Source organism: Occallatibacter sp. (assembly GCF_049582745.1).
In the GTDB taxonomy this organism is placed as follows: Bacteria; Acidobacteriota; Terriglobia; order Terriglobales; family Acidobacteriaceae; genus Telmatobacter.
In genome coordinates, this window is record NZ_JBAUUO010000101.1 from 122,357 (window position 1) to 143,315 (window position 20,959).

A 20,959-nucleotide genomic window follows, 5' to 3' on the forward strand; every position below is an offset into this window, starting at 1 on the left:
GATCAAAGTGGTTTGCGTTCGAAATGTTGAATATTGCTATCCCACGCAACATCCATCTCGGCAGTTCCACGATACCCGCTGAGTGCGGAGATGACGGCGGGTCCCCAGGTATTGACGAATGCGCTTTTAGTTTCACGTGCAACCGCTCCGAGGATTGCGGCTAGTTTCTTATGCTCCTTAACAAACTCGGGGTCGGTTGTTGGGTCTTTCGCTGAGGCCCCATTTAAGGCCGCCAATGTGCAGGCGAGTACAGGCGCCACCTTACAAATTGTATTTGCCCACCACGTGATGCCTACCCAATCTGCGCTAACCGCGCCCAATTCGGTTGCGCTTAGGCTTCTCAAATCAGGGATTTTGTCAAAGTTGAATGGATTCCCGTCATCGTCCATAGCAGACCACGCCGCATCACTTGCGAGAATCCGGATCCTGGCAGCATTTCCGGTTTCCGCAGGATCAAGTAAGCCGAGCATTGCTTTCCGACCCACATTCTCTAGTTCTCCACGAGTACGCGGTACGCACTTCGCAGCATCAGAGAAGAAAATCGACATGACTGCCGCAGTGTCGTAGTGCAGGCTCAGACTCACTCTGGCATGAGGGAAGGGCGTATTCTTCGCCAAAGGTGCGTTGAAGGCGCCGGACGGAATGAGGCCCAAGACGCTCCCAAGAAGGATGTCGTCCCTCAATCGCCGCGGACTCATGTTTTTGGAGTAGTCCATGAAATCTTGGACGATCATGAAACTAGCGTTGAACCTAGATCCGACCGCCGCATAACTAGCCGTTGTGATGAAATCTTGCGCGAGCGCTGTCCGGAGCTTGTCAGAATCAGCTGAATACGGAGTGGACGTGGCCGCGATACGACTGACCTTCTCGGAATCGACGATCGTGAGTTGTCCGGTTTCATCGCGCAAGATCGTGCATTTGCTTATGTAATCGGTCACGGAGCTGGCATTGTAGAAGCCGAGCAAATTCAAACAAAGCGCTTGCTTGCGTTCCTTCGTTTCTTCGATGATATTTCTTAGCCTACGTGCGTTCGCGAGGGAATCGAGAGGCGTCCAATCGCCACGGAGTGCCGATTTCAGAGCTAAGTCCGTATTAGCGGCGTCTCCTTGATCCATGCGGATTTCGTAAAGCACCGCCGCTTCGTGCGTATTAGCTGCAGTACACGTGGCATTCAATCCGATAGAAATGCTACGGTCCAGACTGTCCCTCATCACGTCATTGAGTTTCTTTGTCGTATCTGCTGAAATGCCGCACTTGGACACATCGATTCCTGGGAACGCCGCGTTCAGTACTGTCCCTAGAAGATCGGTACCACCGCTCCCAACTTCAATGCCGGCGTTGGCTGTGAGGCTTGCACTGAAGGTTGAGCCCTTCTTCTTGTAAACACCAATTTGCAAGAGAACATCGGAGAGTTTATGCGAGCGGACAAGGAAATCCCCCGTCACAGCTAAACAACCCGAGACCTTGGCTGTCGCGGTGGGAGCGACACTCACCTTGAAGTTGAATGGAAGATCAGCGCTCGCCAACGCGTTCAAGCTAATCGGAATCTCGTAGGACCCGGTTACACTCACCGTTCCGCTCAGATCGCATATATTGACCGTTCCTGGAATTTGTTGCCGCAATGACATTGCAGAATCGGCGACGGAAAACTGTTCGAGTGCGGTTACAAATGCGTCCTTTAGATGCGGCAGAGGTGCCGCCTGAAGCAGTGAATAAGTTGTGAACGCCAGCTTCGCTCCACCCTGCAGCGTGACGCCAAATCCATCCGCTGCTGCGCTGAAACTTGTCCCTAGCGCCGCATCAATTGCGAAGCCGATCCAACACTGATTGGCAGCGATAGGGACAATCGGAGCAAACCCGTCGTCCGGGAACAGAAGCTTATCGCCCGAAGTCACCACCATGAGGTCACAGTTAATTCCGCCGCTTACCTTCAAATCCGCGATACCGTCGATGAGAAAGGATGGAGCGGACAGCTGAGCTCCGAGAGACACGGTTTTGATGTCGAATTGATCAACCGGACCTGCAAAGCTATCGATGAATGATTTGGCTGTCGACAGCAACTGAGTGAGTTTTGCCTTTGCCAATGGTGAGTCGTCGCGAATTTTAAGGTTCACGATCGCTCCCGAAACATCTGTGATCTGAATAGTACTCATTGATCGCTTCTCCCGCTCGACTGGTTCGTTAACCTTTGAAGAGGAATCTCCAGCTCTTTGGTAGCAGGCTGAGGCGTCGAGGGTTCGCTACGGATCAAATCACTCAGGCTATTGAAGAGCGCTGGATTGTCCATCACGAAAAACAGGCCGCCGCGGCCATTTTGACTGCTGGAACAATTGGGCTCACTGAGCGACCCTTGTTGATTCATGTCGCCGAAAATCGAGTAGTGAGTGCCTGCCGAAGTAGAGACGCCAACCTTTGCATGATTGAAGTTGGCGCCAAGCCCTCCGGTTAGTCCGAATTCCTGTTCCCCCCAATGTCCGGTAGTGGCAATCTCGACAGCGCCAGGCCTGCCAAGTGATTCGTCCCAGCAATCGATAACTGTGGATGAGTCAGTTGATTCGATTTCTGGCCTGGTCCACCAGGTTGCCGCCCTCAGTGAGACTCCCCCAAGGACAGCCGATACCATTTGCCACGGTGGAACATGAAGACGGGAGGGTTTGGAGATTAAGATCGCACCGGTAGAGAGCGTGGCTTTCGTATACGCCGTGCTTTTAGATTTCTTGCCAAGACTGTTGACCAGCTCTTGGATCTCCGGTGGCCCCCCATTCTTTACGATTTGTGAGTTCTTCGGATCAGTCACGACACTTGCATTGAGAAGCGCTAAGAGAACCTGTTTGACATCAACTTCGGCTAACCTCAGTGCGAAGAAGTCTTGACTCACCTCGACGTTGTCATCGCTGATGCAACCGAGGGTGTTACCGTCTGAATTACGAGGAAAGTCTTTGCTGCCGGCTGCGGGCCAGGAAGGGGTCGTCACCTGAAGCACGAGCCCTTCGCCCGCTTCATTCCATGCAAGAATCCCTTTCGAATGCCCCCAAGGAGCGCCACAACTCTTTGTGCATCCCTTGATAGTGGGGTCGTCATAGAACTGATCATTCCAAACTACGTAAAACAACGCATTGGAATAGATCCGCTCGAACGTTGAGCCCACTGGATCCAAAACTGTATCGCCAGCGCACCCTGTTCCTTGCTTGAGTTTCCCGGATTCGCTGCTCGCAAAGACAAACTGTTGGCTGAAAAGCCTATAAGGGCGAACGTCGCCGCCGAATAAGCATGTTCTCTGCGCCCCACCGCACTCAGGAAAGCTTGCGGAGTTGAACTTAAAAACGAACCACCAGTCGACCGGATGCCCGCTCTCGAGGAGTGGTGTGGGGGCGTTCGAATCTTCAGCAAACATCTGCCGCGGGAATACCGCGACAACTGCGAGTACGATAAGCAATAGTGCGCAATGGCAACGTGCTTGGACATTCGATTTCGCAAATTCCACTGGGCCCCCTTCATATGTTGACAATCGGAGCGGCTCGTATCCGAGGCCTGACTCTGGCTCAGACTAGTGCTACTGGTGGTTCATGAGTCTCCGTTGCGCTCTGCCAGTCCGGTCGGATCGATATCACGTTGCTCGGACGATATTCAGGCAGGGCATTCATCCTTGCAAAGGTGCTGATATGGAATTCAGCATCCTGTAGGATCTTGCGCGGCTTACCCAACGGAATTTCCCATCGGGTTAGAGGAGGGTTCGCTTGCATATCCTTGTGCTTCCGAGGCATGAATTCCAACAATCGCCACGGGCCTTTCAAGGAATTGTGCAAGGGGGCACCAGGATCAGGCTTCGCAAAACTTGAAGACGTATAACCTAGGATTTGGGATTTCTTATGCAAATCGATTTGCAGGTCAGCATTTCCCGCTTCTTCGAGCATCCACTCCAGAGTGAGCTTGGCTAGCCCTGATTCAGCTTCCGCGTAACCGCCCCCGATGTCCGAATGGACACCGGGGAACCACAGCTGCTTTATGTCTTGTCCTTCGATAGTCTTCGCGGACCAAAGATTCTGGCGAAAGGCGCACCGCCGCTCGTCGATTGAGATAGCGTGACGCCCAATCTTGATGTCTGGATTGGCGAATGTGAACGGAAGACTTACCGGATTATAGACCCAACCGACGGAGCTTACTGTGTCCCACAGACCCACGAAATGTACTTTGCACTCGCGCGAGAAGGAGGTCTTGAACTGGGCAGCCAATGGGAAATCCTTCTGCTTAGCTTTGAACATGCGAAGGACGTAAGGAATGAGTGGCTCATTACCTCCGCGAACGAGTCCGTACATATGCAGCATGGCTGCTAGCGCACGGCAGCTGTAAGCGCCCCGGCTGAATCCGAACAGGTATATTTTGTCGCCAGCTTCGAAGTTCTCCATGAGATAGGTGTAGGTGTCTGTGAGTATCCCGCTCAGGCCGAAACCAAATGCCTGCCCCGCCACTTTTGTGACCCACTGACCAAACTTGCTCAATGCATTCGGCGCACCCATGGTGCCAAGGCCGGGGTGGTAGTAAGCGATCTGGTGACAATCGTCGAATTGTAGCGTTGAGAATAATTTCACCACGTTGGAATTCGCGTTTCCGAATTCATTGCCCGTTCCATCGATGCAGATCACGATGTTCTTCGTCATGGTATCCACCGTCAGTCTCTAGATTTCCGCCCTCTCGCCAAGCAAAAGCGGAGGGCGCAATTCGAGTCACTAGGCCAAATCGTAGCCTGGGTCGAAGCCTGGGCCGTTGTCGTCCTGGGCTGTCGTCCAGCGCATGAAGAAGACCGCATAAGGATCAGTGAGTCCGCCAGTTAGCAGGTTCGGAATGACCTCGTCGAATCCATGGGCAACGAGGTCCCGGTAGAGATCGATGTCGGGCTCGATTCGGACGCAGGTCAAGCCGTCGATCACAATCGAATCGTGTTCATGGAAGGTCAGCTGTACGTTCGCTACGGGAAAGGCAATCTGTTTCCAACTGCAGGTGGAGCCCGGATGAAATTTGGCGCAATCCTTTTCCTCTGCGAACTCGCCCTTCGCGGCCGCCGCTCGTACTACGGGGATGATGGAAGGATCCACGTAGCCGAAGAATCGGTCCTGGGCCATGGTCTTATCCCAGCAGATCTGCTTGAAATAGCTGAGCGGCGTTCGCCCGTTCAGATCTATCTCGCTCATTGCCTGGGTGAGGTTTAGTAAGCATGCGAGGGTGTTCGGCGCGCTCTTGCCCAGTTCCTCATAGTGCGCCTGGGCCGCCTGTTCCCCTCCACCCACAGCTAGAAAGGAGGCAGAGTCCGGGTGATCAACCTTGAATTGCGCCCAAGGGACAAACTGAGCCTTTGGCTTGCTATGGAGCAAGAGAGCTTTCGGTTGAGCCAGCACTTTCGGGTTGGCTTTTATGAAGCATCCACTATCCCGATATCCGGATGAAGACACAATGATGGCATAGAAATCACCGGGACCATTGTGGAATGGAACCTTAATCATCAGGTTTGGTCCGTTCTTGTTTGCAATCGTGGCATTTACTTCCCGCCCATTGTGAATCCGGATCAGTACCGGCCCGTCAAAGGGTCGGCCATCGCCGTCAACGATATTCAGCATCGCTTCTGCTACTTGGGCGCCAATTTCGTCTATCATCACGTTTCCTCCCAGAACTGCGTGAACATAATTATACACCCTTAGGGTTAATTAAATACATTACACACTTCGACTGTTTCCTATTACCCTATGGGTGAACGACATCGAAACTTTCATGCACCTGCGTTTTCGCTCCCGCAAACTGGCCGAGCTCTGCAACTGCGGGTCGGCGCTTGACAGAAAGTGGGGCCGAACTCTGGGAGGAGTTATCCGGCGCCGGCTTTGTCTGGTTGCAGCCGTTCCAAACCTAGAGTTGTTGGCGCGTTTCCCAGGGGTTCTGAAGGCTCCGATACAAGTCGACGGCCGAGGTAGGCTCTCACTCGGCGTGGAAAGGAACTGTTGCATCCTTGTCGAACCAGACCACGATCCAATCCCATATTTGCGCAGCGGAGAACTCGCCGGCATGCAGGTTGAGCGTCTCATCATTTTGGAGGTGAATGGCTTTGGGCTTTGATTCTGTAAGCAATTTCGTTCCCGATTACGCGGTTCCACCAGGCGAACAGCTTGCGCAGGTTCTCGAAGAGAAGGGTATGTCGCAGGCAGAGTTGGCAACTCGCACCGGACGCCCGCTAAAGACGATAAACGAGATCGTGAAAGGCAAAGCTGCGATCACTCCTGAAACAGCGATTCAACTGGAACGTGCATTAGCTGTCCCCGCAATCACTTGGAACAGGTTAGAAGCTGAATACCAACTTCAGCTGGCCCAACAACGGGATAACGCGCGTCTGAGCGCCTTCTCTGATTGGGTCAAGCGTGTCCCCGTCGCCGAGTTGCGTAAACGCGGCAAGCTTCCGGACACAACCAATAGGAACGAACTTATTCGTCGCTGCCTGGAGTTCTTCGGGATAGACACTCCAGATGCTCTCCCGGCGACATCGACCCTTGCAGCATTTCGCAAATCTCCAGCATTCAACCCGGACGACCTTGCAATGTGCACTTGGTTGCGTTTGGGCGAAATGGATGCGGAAAAGATTCAATGCGCGCCATTCAACCGCAGCCAGTTCCGGGCGGTGCTCGATCGTCTTCGCGGACTGACTCGCGAGGGTGACTTGGCGAAGATAAAGGAGATACTTGTTGAGACCTGCAGAAACTGCGGGGTCGCCGTGTGCTTCACTTCCGAGCTATCGCACACCCATGTCTGCGGGGCTGCACGGTGGCTCACACCGGAGAAGGCGCTAATCCAGTTAAGCTGTCGTTACAAATCGGATGATCACTTCTGGTTTACTTTTTTCCACGAGTGCGCCCACATCCTTCTCCATGGGAAGAAGGATGGATTTCTGGAAGGCAAAGAATTGGCAACAGCGCAGGAAGAGGAGGAGGCAAACGCCTTTGCGTCAAATCTATTGATTCCTCGCCAAGCTATGATTGCTCTCATACGCGAGCATCCTTTACGCAGAGAAAGAATCTTGGCATTTGCAGAGGAGTGGAAGATATCTCCTGGAATTGTGCTCGGCCAACTCCAGAAGCATCGGCGTCTCCCAATGGTCACCCCATTCAACAAGCTCAGACGCTTTTCGTTTGATCTCACCGCAGTTTGAGCCTTCATTGGACGGAATCGGGCAGATTTGAAACTCGACGACGCTTTGATCTCGTTCGTCCAGTGTTGGAATCTCTAATCCAGGCCAGCAACCGTCCCTGTTTCAGCTTGAGCTAGCGATAGAATTGCTCAATGACCACAATTGCAAGTCTGACTGACAGAATCCTAGCTTTTCGGGACGAGCGGGATTGGCTTCAGTTCCACACGCCAAAAGACATGGCTGCAGCGATTGCAATCGAGGCCGCAGAGCTGCAAGAACTCTTTCTCTGGAAGAGTGAACTGGAGCAGAAGCAGGTTGTCCGAACAAAGCACGAACACCTTGGAGAGGAACTCGCGGATATTGCCGTTTATCTTTTTGAGCTCACCCACAACCTGGGGTACGACCTTGGACAGCTAATCGAGGAAAAGCTCGCTAAGAATGCCATCAAGTATCCCGTTTCTCGTTCCAAAGGCTCCAGCAAGAAGTACGACGAACTATGAGGCTATATTCAGGAACCACCACGGCACTTATTGATGATTCGGTACACAACCGCATCGCCGGCAAGCTTAGCGACGCTTTCTTTGCTCATTTTCGGTTCAATCCGGGCCCCGCTGAGGTCTCGTCATGGAGGAACTCCCTGCGTGCTATGTGCCAGGTGTTTCAGAACGCCAGCCTGAACGATCACGGGATTCTGCTCGAATACCAGCTTCCTCAGACGAGCAAGCGTCTGGATTGCATGATCACCGGGCGAAATGAATCAAACATGGATCAGGCAGTCATCGTTGAGCTTAAGCAGTGGGAGCGATGCGAGGAAGCGTTCGGAGATAAAGTCGTAACGTTTGTCGGCGGGAACACGAGGAATGTCCTGCATCCGTCGGTGCAGGTTCACCAATATCAGTGTTTCTTACAGGATGGTCACACCGCGTTCCACGAGGGACCGTTTCCTGTACTGCTTTCGAGCTGTTCTTACCTTCACAATTATGAGCCTAAGAAAGGGGATGCCCTCTATTCAGGAAGGTACAAACAGTGGCTGGCGCTTTCTCCCTCGTTCTCAGCGCTTCAGGTAACTGAGTTGTCGACCTTCCTTTCAAATCATCTTGCACGCGGCGGTGGTTCAGAAGTCTTACTTAGGGTTGAGCAGAGCAAGTACAAAGCAAGCAAGAAGCTTCTTGAGCACGTTGCCGGCCTATTAAAGGGACGACCAGAGTACACGCTGCTGGATGAGCAACTTGTCGCGTTCGAAGCGGTGATGAATGCGGCGCGAACTTCCCATGCACAGCGCGCAAAATCGGCAATCATCATCAAGGGGGGACCGGGGACAGGGAAATCTGTCATCGCACTGAACCTCATGGCGCAGCTCTCGGGCCTCGGTCTAAATGCACATTATGTCACCGGTTCCCGAGCGTTCACATCGACCCTCCGGGAGATCGTCGGAAGGCGCGCTTCTCAGCAAGTCAAGTACTTCAATGGCTATCAAGAAGCACAGCGAGACGATGTTGACGTGATGATCTGTGATGAGGCCCACCGAATCAGGATTACCTCAAACCAGCGATTCACCCCAGCAGCCCGCAGATCAAAAAAACATCAGATCGACGAACTCTTACATGCAAGCAAAGTCGGCGTCTTTTTCGTCGATGATCGACAAGTCGTGAAACCGGACGAGATTGGCTCTTCCACCTATATAAAGGATGCGGCGATCGCAGCCGGAGTGAACATCCAGGAATTTGAGCTTGAGGCTCAGTTTCGCTGTGGTGGGAATGCAGGATTCATCAATTGGGTTAACAACACGCTGGAGCTGGAACGAACGGCCAATGTACTCTTCAATGACGCCGATGAGTACGAGTTTCGCATCGCATCATGCCCGCAGGAACTCGAAGGCTGGATCCGAATGCGGAGCTCAGAGGGGAAAACCGCGAGAGTGACGGCCGGATTCTGTTGGCGATGGTCGAAACCGCGGCCAGATGGCAGTTTGGTCGAAGATGTAACAATCGGCGATTTCGCGCGGCCGTGGAACGCCCGCCCAGAAGCCGGCAAACTTGCTGACGGAATTCCGCCCGCTCCATTGTGGGCCTACGCGGCCGAGGGGATTGAGCAGATCGGTTGTGTATACACCGCGCAGGGTTTCGAATTCGACTACGTTGGAGTCATCTTCGGAAAAGATCTGGTTTACCGGCCGGAGCAAAAGTGGATCGGTCAGAAGCAGGAATCATCCGATTCGCAAGTGAAGCGATCGAAAGATAGATTTCTCGAACTAGTAAAGAACACCTATCGTGTCCTGCTCACTCGTGGAATGAAGGGATGTTACGTCTACTTCGAAGATAAGGACACAGAGAACTTCTTCCGTAGCCGAATTGAATCAGTACCAGAGGCGTGAGTCGGCTTCCAATCAAGTCTGGCCAATGCTGTTTCTGTAAGGGATGAGTTCGGGTGTAGTCTGTACCTAAGCTTTCTCCACACTGATCGTGGTCTTCTGGGGCCTGGACGTATGCGCTTTTGGTGGGTCAATCAGAACCAGACTTTTCGCCAAGAAATCTCGGGCGGATACCTCTGGTCTCCCAAGCGCAACGCCAATGGAGCTCGCAATCCCTTTTACGAGTCCATGCGCGAGGTGTCCCCTGGAGACCTGATCTTTTCATTTGTTGACACCCGGATCGCAGCCATTGGGATTGCCAAGTCCTACTGCTGGGAATGTCCAAAACCGACTGAGTTCGGTTCGACTGGGGATTATTGGGAGAATATCGGCTGGCGCGTTAACGTCTCCTTCGCTTCTCTCCTGAACCGGATCCGGCCCAAGGACCACATCGGGATTCTGCGCTCGGTCCTACCCGATCGCTATTCGCCCCTACAGACGAATGGAAACGGCAATCAAGCTCTCTATCTGACGGAGATTAGTGAAAGGTTCGCGGAGCTGCTGGGTGGCCTCATCGGAGAGGAAGCACGCACAATCTTGACATTAGGCGAGCGAACTCTTCCCGTGTCGAACGTGATGCCTGTTGCTGACGATCTTGATGTCTGGGAACGGCGTTTGGAAGAAAAGGTCCAATCCGACACTTCTGTGCGTGAGACCGATAGAGAGGCGATCATTAGGGCACGCTGCGGTCAAGGGATATTCAAAGAGCGCGTCTCGCGAATTGAGCGGCGCTGTCGAATCACTGGTGTCGAGAATCTGACTCATCTTATCGCCAGTCACTGTAAGCCGTGGCGCGATTCCTCGAATGAAGAAAGACTAAACGGAGAAAATGGACTGCTCCTCACTCCCAGCATCGATCACCTCTTTGATCGAGGATTCATTGGATTCGAAAGTTCAGGTGAATTGATCATTTCGCCCGTTGCGCACAGGCCGTCTCTGCAGAGAATGGGAATTGCAACAGAGCAAGTAGTCAACGTTGGAGCCTTCACCGAAGGTCAGAAGCACTTTCTTGACTTTCATCGCAATTCAGTCCTATTGAGAGTGAGCAGATGAAAAAGTGCCCCTTCTGCGCTCCAGATCAAGCCAGGATCATCTCACGTTGCCAAAGCGCGATTGCAATCCGAGATGGGTTTCCAATCTCGGAAGGTCACTCGCTCATCATTCCCAGATCACATGTGCAAAGCATTTTTGACCTCGAGCCTGAAGAACAACGCATAGTGTGGACATTTGTAGCTCAGGTCCGTCAGCAGCTTGCCATTGAACTGAAAGTCCGTGCCTTCAATATTGGCATCAATGACGGGAAGGAAGCCGGACAGACCATTGAACATGCACACATCCATGTGATTCCAAGGCGCCCCAATGATGTATCCGACCCACGAGGGGGAATTCGTCTAATCATTCCGGATAGAGCCCGCTATTGGGAGGCAAGGTAAGAATGCCCCCGTCAGCCGAATACCAAGTTCAGTTCCTACTTCGAATCCAGAGACTGCTCGGAGAAGGTCTGTTTACCGCAACGTACAAGTATGCACTGCTCTTGGCTTTGGCGGATCTATCAGTCGAGTGCGGAGATGATTCGGGGTCGTGCCTGGAACTTGAGGCTGAAAGAATTGCTGAGAAGTTTGTCGAGTACTACTGGCGACAAACGCTGCCGTTTCTGGGTCGGGAAACGTTGCGTCAGAATACTGGCAAGCCCCCCGTGGTCGTGAGTCTGCTTCGCAAGACGAGGTCGAAGTATGGAGACTCGCTCAGCGCGGCGCACCGTGATCAAGCAGACTGGCGTAATGTGATCGGAAAGATCGCTGCTAATGTTCGCGCAATGCCGATGAGGTACTTACAGAATGTGGGCGGTGACCGCCTTCCCTTTCTGTATGATCCCCCCCCTTCCAGGGCGCCCCGCAAGATCGTGCTCTATCCAGGAGTGGCTTTTTGCTTTCGCCGCTTTCATGGCTTAGTTGCAGAGCTGGTTCAGGCTGCTTGGGCGAAGTGGGTACGGCAGCAGAATCTGCCAATTATTGGTGAGTCTTCCGATCTCCATGAATTCCTGTTTGGGGCTAAGAGAGGGGCACTTCTACTGGTCAAGGGTCCTCTACGAGATCTTCAGGACAATCTTTGCTTCTACTGTCAGAAGCCCATGAGCAATCAACTGGATATAGATCATTTCGTGCCCTGGGCGCTCTACTCTCTGGATCTCGGGCACAACTTTGTTGCCGCACATCGCGAGTGCAATTTGGCGAAAAGAGACAGGCTCGCGTCAGAAGAGCACTTGGAAGTCTGGGTCGAACGAAACAACCGCTTTGGGAAGGGACTTGCCTCTGAATTCGACCGACTCGGCGTACTCCACGATGTCACGTCAACGATTCGAATTGCGCATTGGGCTTATAGCGCCGCCTCAGTTTCGGCGGGATTGACCTGGCAGACTAAACAGACGCTCGTTCCATTGCGTGGCAAGTGGTCCAGCCTTCTTGCCTAATTCCTTCTGCGTTCTCAAGAGCTATAGAAATACGTTGTAGGCGTGAAACTCGAAATTCTCAATGCTAGGCTTTGCCCAAGTCTCGATCGGTTCTCGAAGTTGCGTACCTTCTAGCTCGTAATAATCTTTGCCATTCTCAAACTCTTCTCGAATTCGTTTGCTCACCACTACCCTGCGTTCAATTGGATCGATGGTGAGATAACCGTCGTCAAATAGACGATGTAAATCGCTGCGCATTAGAAGTCCGTTCGATATCTCATGCCGCTGCACAACCGTATAGGGCTTAATATGGGCGGCCTCCAAAACCGGGAGCGTCCGCTCGCCGGTTATTGCGCAGCGACGCTGATATGCGTCGGTCACGAGAATTCGAAACAGTCCTTGGCCCAGTCGCGGAAGAATAATCTGCGGTTTACCATATCCCCGCGATTCGACGGCAGCGAGCGCTGCTGTGCCTGGCATAAGGCTGGCTGGCAATTGCTTCTGAATTCGTTCGCTTACCGCGGTCCACAGCTCTCGTCCGACACCCGATTCGGTCTCATAGCCTTTCCCTTGAACGGTATTGAGCTTGAAATCATTGGGACACGGAATCCAGGCATCCTTCGGCCAGAAAAATGGTTCGGCGAGCATGATGCACCCGATGTTTGGATTCTCATTAGGAAGGATCGGGACACGCCTGTAGAAGGCGATCCGCTGCCGCATCTCTGCTAACGTCCGGACACCGTTAGCTTCCTTGAAGGTATCCCAAGCCAAGTTGACAGGTAGTTGGAGAAACCGAACGAAGAAACCACCACCGACAACATAGTTTAGAGGCGCGTGAAGTTTGAAGAGGAGTAGTTCTCCAGGTTGAAGCGCTTTGAATGTCGCATCCGGCGACGGTCGCCAAAAGTTCACCTCATCCACTCGATCAAGCGATGCGTGGAGCGTAAACCAATCGTTGTCTGTGACCGCAACAAAGATCCGCATTTTCTGGCGAAGTCGAAGTATATCGCAGGATACGAACAGTTGATGGCAATAACATCACAGATGAAAAGATGAGATCTTTTCAACGATCCAAAAATCTCTTGCGATTCACATTCAGCTAACCTTCGAGAAAGTCGACTATGGTCGCCGAGAACTACCTAATGAGTTCACTACTCTCAATCTTGTCGTCCCCCGAAGCTACTGTGATGCTGTATAGCTTGGCACGGCGCGGATGGAAGACGAGGGCCGGCCGAAAGCAGGCTATGCAGGTTCCGCCCGAACGGCGAACGCTTGGGTATACGATGCCACTCGATCCGGCGTACAAAAGTGAATTGGCCAGCGGCTGCGATGGACCGTAGCACTGAGGAATCGGACCGGGTTGAAGACATTGCTCGCGCTCCGAGTCATCGAGAAAGTGGAACTGCGCTGAAAAATCAGCAAGGAAATCCGCATAGTCGAAGCTGAGCCGTTCCGCGATCCGGGCATCTTTCAGGAAGCGGCGCTTGTGAAAGGCCACCTCATCGATCGATGTCTCAAGCTCGATGCCCGCATACCAGGCTCCTCTTCGAGAGTCATTGAATCGTCCGCCATGCGGTCCAGGATGCGTGAAGGCAGCATTCACGATATGTGCTTCGGGGACGCCGTAAAGCAATTCGCCAGGACTGATCGCAGGATTTCCCCCGCGCTCGGCAACCTTGCGTTCATTGGTCGCTGCGTCGAGCTCGGTCAGGTCGCTGATGACGTTTGCCGGAAGAGACAAAGACTCAAGAACGCTCTCGGTCGCGTAAGCCGTAGGGATCAGCCTGTGTGTACCCTGCTGATCGAAATCGCCGAGGTGTGCCAACTATAGCCCGCCCCTCGCCGCATCGAGGAGGCTACGGATTTGCTGCAGGCCCGGAATGCCGTTCCGAATCGCGTAGTCAAGCGGAGCTTGACCGCCGAAAAGAAAGTTGTCGTTAGACTGAGTCATCCAGCGGTCTGCGTGTTCGGCCGGAAGCAGGATATGAAGCGCCTTGTAGATTCCGACAACATAGGAAATGCGCGTCAACTCATCCTGCTTTAGAGTTCCGGAGGCAGTCTTCAACTTGTATAGGGTCGAACGCGGAATGCCGCCGAGCAGATCGCCGACCTTCTCTACCGGGAGTTGCCACTTGTCCGCAATCGCAAACAGACCATCCATCGCAGACTGGCTGAGGCGCTCGCGCGTTTCAAGTTTGCTGAAATCCGGTGTCGCTTCGAACTGGTATCCAGCCGCGGCAAATGCAGGCATGGTTGCCATGAAACACCTCCTAACGTCAAATTATACATCTCATTTGAGACATAATATTGTCTATATTTGGATGGCTGATTCTTCATCAGGTCGCATTTTCTGGGGTCAGCGCGCCTCTGAAGCGTGCTTTCGTCGCATCTCGTGGTTCATAAATAGATCACATTGTTGAAATTCGACTTATTAATGGATCATGGGGCGATTGACATCTCTTCCCAATAGCCGCATAATGACTCATAAATAAGCCACATACGCGCTATATGACTTATTCATAGTCCAGAGGTTTCCGATGTCCAAGCCGCGGCACCGTGCGTATTCCCGATACAGCATGGAAGTTCTGACCTTATTAGGGCAGATGATCCGCGCCGGTAGGATTGACCGAAAGATTACTGGCGAAGAAATGGCAAGCCGTATGGGGGTTTCCCGTTCTCTGGTTCAACGCATTGAAAAGGGTGATCCCGGCTGCGCGATCGGACCCGTGTTTGAGGCCGCCGCCATAGCCGGAGTACCTCTCTTTGAATCAGACAAAGAACGATTGGGCGCTCACAGCGCTTTTGCTGGAGAGATGCTGAGTCTGCTACCCAAATATGCCCGCAAACCCAAGAGGGCAGTAAAAGATGACTTCTAAAAACCAATACAAAGAAGCCTACGTCTGGATCTGGCTGCCAAACGAAACGGAGCCCGTCGTCGCAGGACTGCTCACCGAAATCGGAAACCAGCTGGTCTTCAACTATGGCAGGAGCTACCTGAACCGGAAAAACGCCATCGCGATTTATGACCCAGAATTGCCGCTCAAACCTGGAGAGATCCCTCTGCTTCCAGGCTTGTCCATGCCGAGCTGCATCCGAGATGCATCGCCCGATGCTTGGGGGCGTCGCGTCCTCATTAATCGGAAGCTCGGCCTAAAGGGAGAGGATGCTTCGAAGCAGGAATTGAGCGAGCTGACCTATCTTCTGGAATCAGGATCAGATCGGACAGGCGCACTGGACTTTCAATTGTCCGCTACAAAATACACCCCTCGGGTCGCAGACCATACGCCGTTGAGCGAGCTTATGCAGGCTGCAGAGTCCGTAGAAAAAGGGATACCGCTCGAACCAGGACTCGGTAACGCACTTCAGCATGGTACGTCTCTGGGAGGTGCACGGCCCAAGGTGTTGATTACTGCGGATGACAGAAAGTACATCGCGAAGTTCTCGACAAGCTCTGACATATACAACGTCGTCAAAGCGGAATTCGTTGCCATGAAGCTTGCGAGGCTGGTTGGCCTCAATGCTGCAACCGTAAAGCTCGAAGGCGTCCTCGGAAAGGACGTCTTGCTGATCGAACGCTTCGATCGTGAAAAGGCGCACAAGGGGTGGCGGCGGAACGCCATGGTATCTGCGCTCACATTATTTGGTCTAGATGAAATGATGGCGATGTATGCCAGCTATCAAGACCTGGCCGATCTCATTCGTCATCGCTTCACCGACCCGAACGAAACCCTGCGCGAACTATTTGGGCGCATCGTCTTCAACATTTTGTGTGGCAACACGGATGACCACGCGCGCAATCATGCTGCCTTCTGGGATGGCGCAAATCTGACCCTGACGCCAGCCTATGATGTCTGCCCTCAACCTCGAACGGGGAACGAGGCAAGTCAGGCGATGTTGATCCATGACGACAATCGGATGAGTCAGTTGTCGGTCTGTTTAGGGGCGGCGCCACGCTTCTTGCTTGATGCAGAAACTGCCAAGATGCTTATCAAGCATCAAGTCGACACGATCCGGTTGAATTGGACTCGCGTCTGCGACGAAGGAGCATTGACGCAAACAGAACGCCAGTTTCTTTGGCACCGGCAATTCCTCAATCCATTTGCGTTCTATGGTGCCCCTCCAGGAATAAGCAACGATTGAGTCGGCAACGGCGATCATGCCCGCGTTTGGTCTCTGCATTGCGCGGGCCCACTTATATTGTTTGTCTTAATGTTCTGATGTTCCGAATCCTCCAAAGACAGCACAAGCAAAAACCCTAGGGGGGGCTGCCCCACCCGCGCGCGCAAGCCGCTTCCCCAATCTTCCGCACTTCGCTTGTGCAGACCTCCGCTTCGCTCCGCCCTTTCCACTTGCCGCTTTGCTCACGTTCCAAGGGTGGGGATACCCCTCAGCTTGCACTTGCTACCCCCCGCCTTCGCCAGGAGGCGTTCGGCATGTATGTACAAGCCGCCGCCCGATTTAAGGGCAAAGGCCAGTACGACAGCCCAAGGAGGAAGCAATCATGAACACCACCGCCGCAGTGGCCAATCAGTCGACACCGAGCAACAAGCCGCAGAAGCAGACCGCGAAAGAGGTAATCGCGGCCAACATACAATCCCTCATCGAACAGTTGGAGCAGGGACACTCGGAGGCCCTCTCCACCTACCTCACCGCGATGGGCAAGTTTCACAATTACAGCTTTGGCAACATTCTGGAGATTGCACGGCAAAAGCCGGACGCAACCCGCGTTGCTGGCCTTTACGCGTGGAATCAGCTTGGCCGCAAGGTCAAGAAGGGCGAGCGTGGCATCCGCATTCTCGCTCCCGTAATCGGGGTTCGCCGGACGAAGGACGAGGAATCCGAGAAAGACACTCAAACTCAGAATCAGGCCGTTTTGGTTGGGTTCCGCGCCGCGTACGTATTTGACGTGAGCCAAACCGAAGGCAAAGATCTTCCCGAGTTCTCCGGGCGCGTCTCCGGCAGCGCCGGAGAGTACCGCGACCGCCTCGTGGATTTTGTCATTGCCCAGGGCATCGCGCTTGAGTTCAAAGAGAGCATCGCCCCTGCACTTGGCATGAGCTACGGAGGCAAGATCGCCTTGCTTCCAGGCCAGTCTTCCGCGGAGGAGTTCTCAACCCTTGTGCACGAACTGGCGCACGAGATGTTGCACAAAGCCGAACGCCGCACCGCCACCACCAAGACCTTACGCGAAACCGAGGCCGAGGCCGTGGCCTTTGTGGTCGGAAAGACCATCGGACTTGAGACCGGCCGGGCATCGGCTGATTACATCCACCTGTACAACGGCAATGCCGCGCTGCTTACCGAAAGCTTAGAAGTGATCCAGAAGACCTCCGCTGTCATTCTCGCCGCAATTGAAAACTCCGCAGAAGGTGCCGCCGAAGAGCCAGCACTGACGCGAGCCAGCTGATCGAGAGAGCGAAGATGCGGACGGCTTTCGGCCGTCCGCTCTTCAACCCAAGTATTTATTGCGCGAGCGCTAGCAACATTGATTACGCAACCTTGCAATTGTGAACCTGCGTAGCACAATTGCAAGGTTGCCCCTACTTGAAGGATTCGCCTGGTATTGTGCCGTGCCTCGAATTCTCCAGACACTGTCTGAAGAATCTAAATTCTCTCAACATCACACCCACAGAATCATCGGAACGACCCCGCGCGCAGATGACTACGCCGCCGCAATGATCTATGCGATGATCGTGTCGTCGATATCGATGTACAGAGTTGTCCTGCGAGGCATCTGTAGCCACTCCTGAACTCTAGATCTAACCAATTGACGTAACGAGTACGGCAATCGCTACTTTAGCGGATGCACGGTATCGGCGCCGCCTGCTCAGAAGAGACGTCGATCTCGACAACCTGTGGCTCATGAACGAGCCGATACGCTTCGTTGACCACTGACGCGTTCACGAAGCACATTCCGCTTGCAGTCAATTGCCCATGACCACCGTGGATATGGCCAAAGATGTGGAGTCTGGGCTTGATCTGCTCGACGGCTTTCGCCAGTTCCTCGCAGCCAAGGTGAGCGGTAGAAGGATGTGACTTGTCCAGCATGCCGAACGGTGGTCCATGGGTAACCAGGACGTCCGTACTGTCGGGGATCATTTCCCAATACCGCCTGATCGCAGCGCCGCGAGCGACATTAAAAGCCCAATTGTTGAATTCGGGCTGAACTGGCGATCCCCAGATCTTCAAACCCGCCACTTCCGTGCCTGAGTTTTCGAGATAGATTGCATTGCCGAGGAGTTCTCTAGCGGCTCCGGGATGACGCTCGAACATCCAATCATGATTTCCGGCAATGACAATCTTGTGTTGGTGGGGCTGTCCGCCCAGCCACTGATTGAAATCAACAATCTCGCTCGGGGTATCGCCGAACGCCATGAAATCGCCGGCATGAATCAGCACGTCCCCATCCGGCACGCCCAATTTGGCGTGCTGGCCGTGTGTATCGCTGATGCATACAATGCGAATCCGAGGCATATAGTCCCTTCAATATGCGGGCGCTTTGAAGCGCCCGCTCTTATTTGATCTGAGCGTCCCCTGTCCCACCCTCACCCTTGTCGGCCCAGCACGCGGTAGTAACTAGTGATCGATACACCGTGCCCTTGTGACTGTACGGAGCATGCACTGTGCGTTTGGGAGTCGAACCCTTCGACTGAGGCTCTACAAAGCCACCAGATGCCGGTTTGGCCCCCGGCTGGGCTTGTGCTCACCGCAAACAAGAGTTACCAACTGCTCAGATCAATTCGGTTTTCCAGTTGAGTTCCTGCAACCGAGTATCCAGTTCGCGATATCTCTTCGCCAGCTGATCCACTTCGGCCTGCAGTTTGCCAACAGACACCGTCGCAACAAATCGCACCTCCGACTTCGAGTAACGATCCTGCCGGGTGCTTCCTGCCTCCGCGATTCCTGCAAGAAAGTCGCGACGTTTGCCAACCACATCCCGTTCGGCGATCGCATCTGAAATCGTTTGCTCCTTGTCGAAGGCAGTTTTCGAGTTGGTGCGGTTGATTGCGCTAACGAGTTCCAGAAGCCGCACGAATACGCGTTCGCTTTCAGCCAGAAGTTCGGACGCATCTTCGGCAGGCTGCTCGCCTTCTTGCACGCGAGCCGACCGGATCAGTCTCTTCTTTATTTCCTCGATTTTGACCTGGCAATCGCTACGCTCTGCCAGTGCTTCCGCTAGTTTCATGGCGCCTCCCTTTCAGGCCCTTTCGATAACGCGCCTGATTTTGGATTGGCCGCGCAGAGCGACTTCCACCCTGCGCGATCAATCCGATTCATGATTCAGTCCTTGTACGGATCGAACTCGTTTGCTCCGGCCATTGCGACTCCGACTGGGGTGAGACGGTGCAAGATGCGCACCGTATCGCCAACAGCCTCGAGCACCTCATCGAGACGCTTGTAGCAGTCGGGTGACTCGTCCAGTCCGGCACCTCGCAATTCGATCCCAGCGCGATCCACCCACGTGCGCATCATCTCGGGAGTGACCTTGCCGGCACGCTTGACCTCTCCGGTCTTGCGGTCGACAACGCCAGTCGCCTCGCGGCGACCCATTGCCCGGCCTGCGCCGTGCACGGTCGAATAGAGCGAATAACGTGCATGCTCGTTTTCGACTCCTTTGAGAATGACCGACTGCTCACCCATCGTGCCGCCAACAAATCCGAGTTGGCCCGGAAAGGCCGGCGTCGCGCCCTTACGCACAACCCACAACTGCTCGCCTTCGTGCTCTTCGCGCCAGGCGTAGTTGTGATGGTTGTGCACCTCTTCCACAATCGGCGCTCCCAGTATCTGGGCGACGCGGGCACAGACCCAGTCACGACCTGCATAGGCGTAGTCACCGGCCAGACGCATAGCCTCGAGATACTCAGCTCCAAGATCGCTTTCGGTTGAAAGAACGCAAGGCTCCACGTCCATCCCGTCCGAAGCGCCGGCGGCCTTCAAGAAGTGCGTAGCTGTCTTGTGACCCAATCCACGCGAGCCGAAGTGCACACCAATCCACACGCGATCCTCTTCGTCCGTGAACAGGTCTACGTAGTGATTGCCGCTGCCCACGGTGCCAAGCTGGTTACGCGCCATCTCCTTGAGAGAAGAAATCGCCTTCAGCTTCCACGCCACATCATCGAACAGCGCGTGGTCCACCTTCTCACTGTTCCTTTGACCAACGCCGAAGCTGATCGTCGACCAAACGTCGTCCATGATCGTGGCAATGCGCGCACGCAACTCCGTGCCGGGCATATCCACACGAACGGCCTTGTTTCCGCAGCCGATGTCGTAGCCGACACCGGTAGGACTGATCGCATTCTTGTATGCCACCACTCCGCCTATGGGCACACCGTAGCCGACGTGGTTATCAGGCATCAGTGCGACCTTGTCGGCAGTGCGTGCACACACACGAATCTGGTTCAGCGTGCGATCATCAGCCTGACCGAACACGGGAATCTGGTTATCGAAAATCTCCATGCGCACCACTTGAGTGTTCCTCACTTGCTTGCGTCGCTGCTAAAGGCACAATCGCGACAACAGTTTTTACGCCCCAACGAAAAAGCCCCCGACCATCAGGCCAGGGGCTCGAAGTCTGCTTTGGGTAAACGCGCTACGCGCTTGTCCAATCGAGTCCTATGAACACAACCTCATCTTGCGAATACGGCCGGAGGCCTTTCGCTTCGTGATGTGTCGTTGATGGAACTCGATTCAGCATGAATGTCATCATGCCCTACTTTTCAAAAAGAAGCAACACACATTGAAGGTGAATACGCTACTTACTCCTGGTAATAACCAGAAAGTTAGTTGCACTTCATCCAGATCTGGGTTATTCTCGTTTTCGTGAAGAACCTATTCAAGTCGTATCTGTCCGAATCACTCAGCGATTTGCTGGGCATGGAGGGGTGCGGCTGATTTAGGTAGAATCTACAGAATCACCGAAGCCCCTCGAGAAATC

The 20,959-nt window shown here is 53.8% G+C and carries 19 protein-coding genes; 9 read left to right on the top strand and 10 right to left on the bottom strand.

The window, feature by feature from the left end:
- Nucleotides 1-2: 2 nt before the first annotated feature.
- From WCA10_RS15450 to WCA10_RS15465, 4 genes are all read right to left on the bottom strand, one after another.
- Nucleotides 3-2,153 carry a hypothetical protein gene (locus WCA10_RS15450; RefSeq protein ID WP_472823430.1) on the bottom strand — a complete coding sequence of 717 codons (2,151 nt, stop codon included), beginning with the start codon at nucleotides 2,151-2,153 and terminating at the stop codon, nucleotides 3-5.
- Nucleotides 2,150-3,484, bottom strand: coding sequence for a deoxyribonuclease II family protein (locus WCA10_RS15455; protein WP_472823431.1), 1,335 nt, complete (start codon nucleotides 3,482-3,484; stop codon nucleotides 2,150-2,152). Before WCA10_RS15455 ends, WCA10_RS15450 begins: the two co-directional genes overlap by 4 nt.
- Before the next feature lie 58 nt (nucleotides 3,485-3,542).
- Nucleotides 3,543-4,658 carry a T6SS phospholipase effector Tle1-like catalytic domain-containing protein gene (locus WCA10_RS15460; RefSeq protein WP_472823432.1) on the bottom strand — a complete coding sequence of 372 codons (1,116 nt, stop codon included), beginning with the start codon at nucleotides 4,656-4,658 and terminating at the stop codon, nucleotides 3,543-3,545.
- A 69-nt stretch (nucleotides 4,659-4,727) separates the two neighbouring features.
- Nucleotides 4,728-5,648 carry a hypothetical protein gene (locus WCA10_RS15465; RefSeq protein WP_472823433.1) on the bottom strand — a complete coding sequence of 307 codons (921 nt, stop codon included), beginning with the start codon at nucleotides 5,646-5,648 and terminating at the stop codon, nucleotides 4,728-4,730.
- A 437-nt stretch (nucleotides 5,649-6,085) separates the two neighbouring features.
- Here WCA10_RS15465 and WCA10_RS15470 point away from each other — a divergent pair, with 437 nt between their 5' ends.
- From WCA10_RS15470 to WCA10_RS15495, 6 genes are all read left to right on the top strand, one after another.
- Nucleotides 6,086-7,186: a HigA family addiction module antitoxin gene (locus tag WCA10_RS15470; RefSeq protein ID WP_472823434.1), complete on the top strand. Its 1,101-nt coding sequence runs from the start codon at nucleotides 6,086-6,088 to the stop codon at nucleotides 7,184-7,186.
- 131 nt (nucleotides 7,187-7,317) lie between these two features.
- Complete coding sequence (locus tag WCA10_RS15475) at nucleotides 7,318-7,665, top strand: nucleotide pyrophosphohydrolase (RefSeq protein WP_472823435.1); 348 nt, start codon at nucleotides 7,318-7,320, stop codon at nucleotides 7,663-7,665.
- Nucleotides 7,662-9,539, top strand: coding sequence for a DNA/RNA helicase domain-containing protein (locus WCA10_RS15480; protein WP_472823436.1), 1,878 nt, complete (start codon nucleotides 7,662-7,664; stop codon nucleotides 9,537-9,539). The genes WCA10_RS15475 and WCA10_RS15480 overlap by 4 nt, the downstream gene beginning before the upstream one ends.
- Before the next feature lie 612 nt (nucleotides 9,540-10,151).
- A complete protein-coding gene (locus WCA10_RS15485) occupies nucleotides 10,152-10,628 on the top strand; it encodes an HNH endonuclease (protein WP_472823469.1) in 477 nt (158 codons plus the stop codon).
- On the top strand, nucleotides 10,625-11,008 hold the full coding sequence (locus tag WCA10_RS15490; protein WP_472823437.1) for an HIT family protein: 384 nt from the start codon (nucleotides 10,625-10,627) through the stop codon (nucleotides 11,006-11,008). Before WCA10_RS15485 ends, WCA10_RS15490 begins: the two co-directional genes overlap by 4 nt.
- 101 nt (nucleotides 11,009-11,109) lie before the next feature.
- Entirely contained in the window at nucleotides 11,110-12,045 is a 936-nt protein-coding gene (locus WCA10_RS15495) for an HNH endonuclease family protein (RefSeq protein WP_472823438.1), read from the top strand.
- Nucleotides 12,046-12,066: 21 nt separating this feature from the next.
- Here the strand turns inward: WCA10_RS15495 and WCA10_RS15500 are convergent, their stop codons facing one another.
- The 3 genes from WCA10_RS15500 to WCA10_RS15510 form a co-directional block, all read right to left on the bottom strand.
- Nucleotides 12,067-13,008 carry an HNH endonuclease gene (locus WCA10_RS15500; RefSeq protein WP_472823439.1) on the bottom strand — a complete coding sequence of 314 codons (942 nt, stop codon included), beginning with the start codon at nucleotides 13,006-13,008 and terminating at the stop codon, nucleotides 12,067-12,069.
- A 151-nt stretch (nucleotides 13,009-13,159) separates the two neighbouring features.
- Nucleotides 13,160-13,849, bottom strand: a complete 690-nt coding sequence (locus WCA10_RS15505) for an RES family NAD+ phosphorylase (protein WP_472823440.1) — start codon at nucleotides 13,847-13,849, stop codon at nucleotides 13,160-13,162.
- The gene (locus WCA10_RS15510; protein ID WP_472823441.1) at nucleotides 13,850-14,284 is read right to left on the bottom strand and encodes an antitoxin Xre-like helix-turn-helix domain-containing protein; all 435 of its coding nucleotides are present in this window, start codon (nucleotides 14,282-14,284) and stop codon (nucleotides 13,850-13,852) included.
- A gap of 316 nt (nucleotides 14,285-14,600) precedes the next feature.
- Here WCA10_RS15510 and WCA10_RS15515 point away from each other — a divergent pair, with 316 nt between their 5' ends.
- The 3 genes from WCA10_RS15515 to WCA10_RS15525 all read left to right on the top strand — a co-directional run bounded on the left by WCA10_RS15515 (nucleotide 14,601) and on the right by WCA10_RS15525 (nucleotide 17,431).
- Complete coding sequence (locus tag WCA10_RS15515; protein ID WP_472823442.1) at nucleotides 14,601-14,900, top strand: helix-turn-helix domain-containing protein; 300 nt, start codon at nucleotides 14,601-14,603, stop codon at nucleotides 14,898-14,900.
- On the top strand, nucleotides 14,890-16,164 hold the full coding sequence (locus WCA10_RS15520; protein WP_472823443.1) for a type II toxin-antitoxin system HipA family toxin: 1,275 nt from the start codon (nucleotides 14,890-14,892) through the stop codon (nucleotides 16,162-16,164). The genes WCA10_RS15515 and WCA10_RS15520 overlap by 11 nt, the downstream gene beginning before the upstream one ends.
- Nucleotides 16,165-16,525: 361 nt before the next feature.
- Nucleotides 16,526-17,431: an ArdC-like ssDNA-binding domain-containing protein gene (locus tag WCA10_RS15525; RefSeq protein WP_472823444.1), complete on the top strand. Its 906-nt coding sequence runs from the start codon at nucleotides 16,526-16,528 to the stop codon at nucleotides 17,429-17,431.
- Between the two features lie 389 nt (nucleotides 17,432-17,820).
- Here WCA10_RS15525 and WCA10_RS15530 read toward each other — a convergent pair whose 3' ends face one another.
- From WCA10_RS15530 to WCA10_RS15540, 3 genes are all read right to left on the bottom strand, one after another.
- Entirely contained in the window at nucleotides 17,821-18,498 is a 678-nt protein-coding gene (locus tag WCA10_RS15530; RefSeq protein WP_472823445.1) for a metallophosphatase domain-containing protein, read from the bottom strand.
- 256 nt (nucleotides 18,499-18,754) lie between these two features.
- Entirely contained in the window at nucleotides 18,755-19,210 is a 456-nt protein-coding gene (locus tag WCA10_RS15535; RefSeq protein ID WP_472823446.1) for a DIP1984 family protein, read from the bottom strand.
- Between the two features lie 95 nt (nucleotides 19,211-19,305).
- Nucleotides 19,306-20,505: an RtcB family protein gene (locus WCA10_RS15540; RefSeq protein WP_472823447.1), complete on the bottom strand. Its 1,200-nt coding sequence runs from the start codon at nucleotides 20,503-20,505 to the stop codon at nucleotides 19,306-19,308.
- Between the last annotated feature and the right edge of the window lie 454 nt (nucleotides 20,506-20,959).

Bases quoted from the DNA above. Each gene is read 5' to 3' on its own strand.
- WCA10_RS15450 (WP_472823430.1), bottom strand. From the start codon at position 2,153: ATGAGTACTATTCAGATCACAGATGTTTCGGGAGCGATCGTGAACCTT.
- WCA10_RS15460 (WP_472823432.1), bottom strand. From the start codon at position 4,658: ATGACGAAGAACATCGTGATCTGCATCGATGGAACGGGCAATGAATTC.
- WCA10_RS15465 (WP_472823433.1), bottom strand. From the start codon at position 5,648: ATGATAGACGAAATTGGCGCCCAAGTAGCAGAAGCGATGCTGAATATC.
- WCA10_RS15470 (WP_472823434.1), top strand. From the start codon at position 6,086: ATGGCTTTGGGCTTTGATTCTGTAAGCAATTTCGTTCCCGATTACGCG.
- WCA10_RS15475 (WP_472823435.1), top strand. From the start codon at position 7,318: ATGACCACAATTGCAAGTCTGACTGACAGAATCCTAGCTTTTCGGGAC.
- WCA10_RS15480 (WP_472823436.1), top strand. From the start codon at position 7,662: ATGAGGCTATATTCAGGAACCACCACGGCACTTATTGATGATTCGGTA.
- WCA10_RS15485 (WP_472823469.1), top strand. From the start codon at position 10,152: ATGCCTGTTGCTGACGATCTTGATGTCTGGGAACGGCGTTTGGAAGAA.
- WCA10_RS15490 (WP_472823437.1), top strand. From the start codon at position 10,625: ATGAAAAAGTGCCCCTTCTGCGCTCCAGATCAAGCCAGGATCATCTCA.
- WCA10_RS15500 (WP_472823439.1), bottom strand. From the start codon at position 13,008: ATGCGGATCTTTGTTGCGGTCACAGACAACGATTGGTTTACGCTCCAC.
- WCA10_RS15510 (WP_472823441.1), bottom strand. From the start codon at position 14,284: ATGGCAACCATGCCTGCATTTGCCGCGGCTGGATACCAGTTCGAAGCG.
- WCA10_RS15515 (WP_472823442.1), top strand. From the start codon at position 14,601: ATGGAAGTTCTGACCTTATTAGGGCAGATGATCCGCGCCGGTAGGATT.
- WCA10_RS15520 (WP_472823443.1), top strand. From the start codon at position 14,890: ATGACTTCTAAAAACCAATACAAAGAAGCCTACGTCTGGATCTGGCTG.
- WCA10_RS15525 (WP_472823444.1), top strand. From the start codon at position 16,526: ATGAACACCACCGCCGCAGTGGCCAATCAGTCGACACCGAGCAACAAG.
- WCA10_RS15530 (WP_472823445.1), bottom strand. From the start codon at position 18,498: ATGCCTCGGATTCGCATTGTATGCATCAGCGATACACACGGCCAGCAC.
- WCA10_RS15535 (WP_472823446.1), bottom strand. From the start codon at position 19,210: ATGAAACTAGCGGAAGCACTGGCAGAGCGTAGCGATTGCCAGGTCAAA.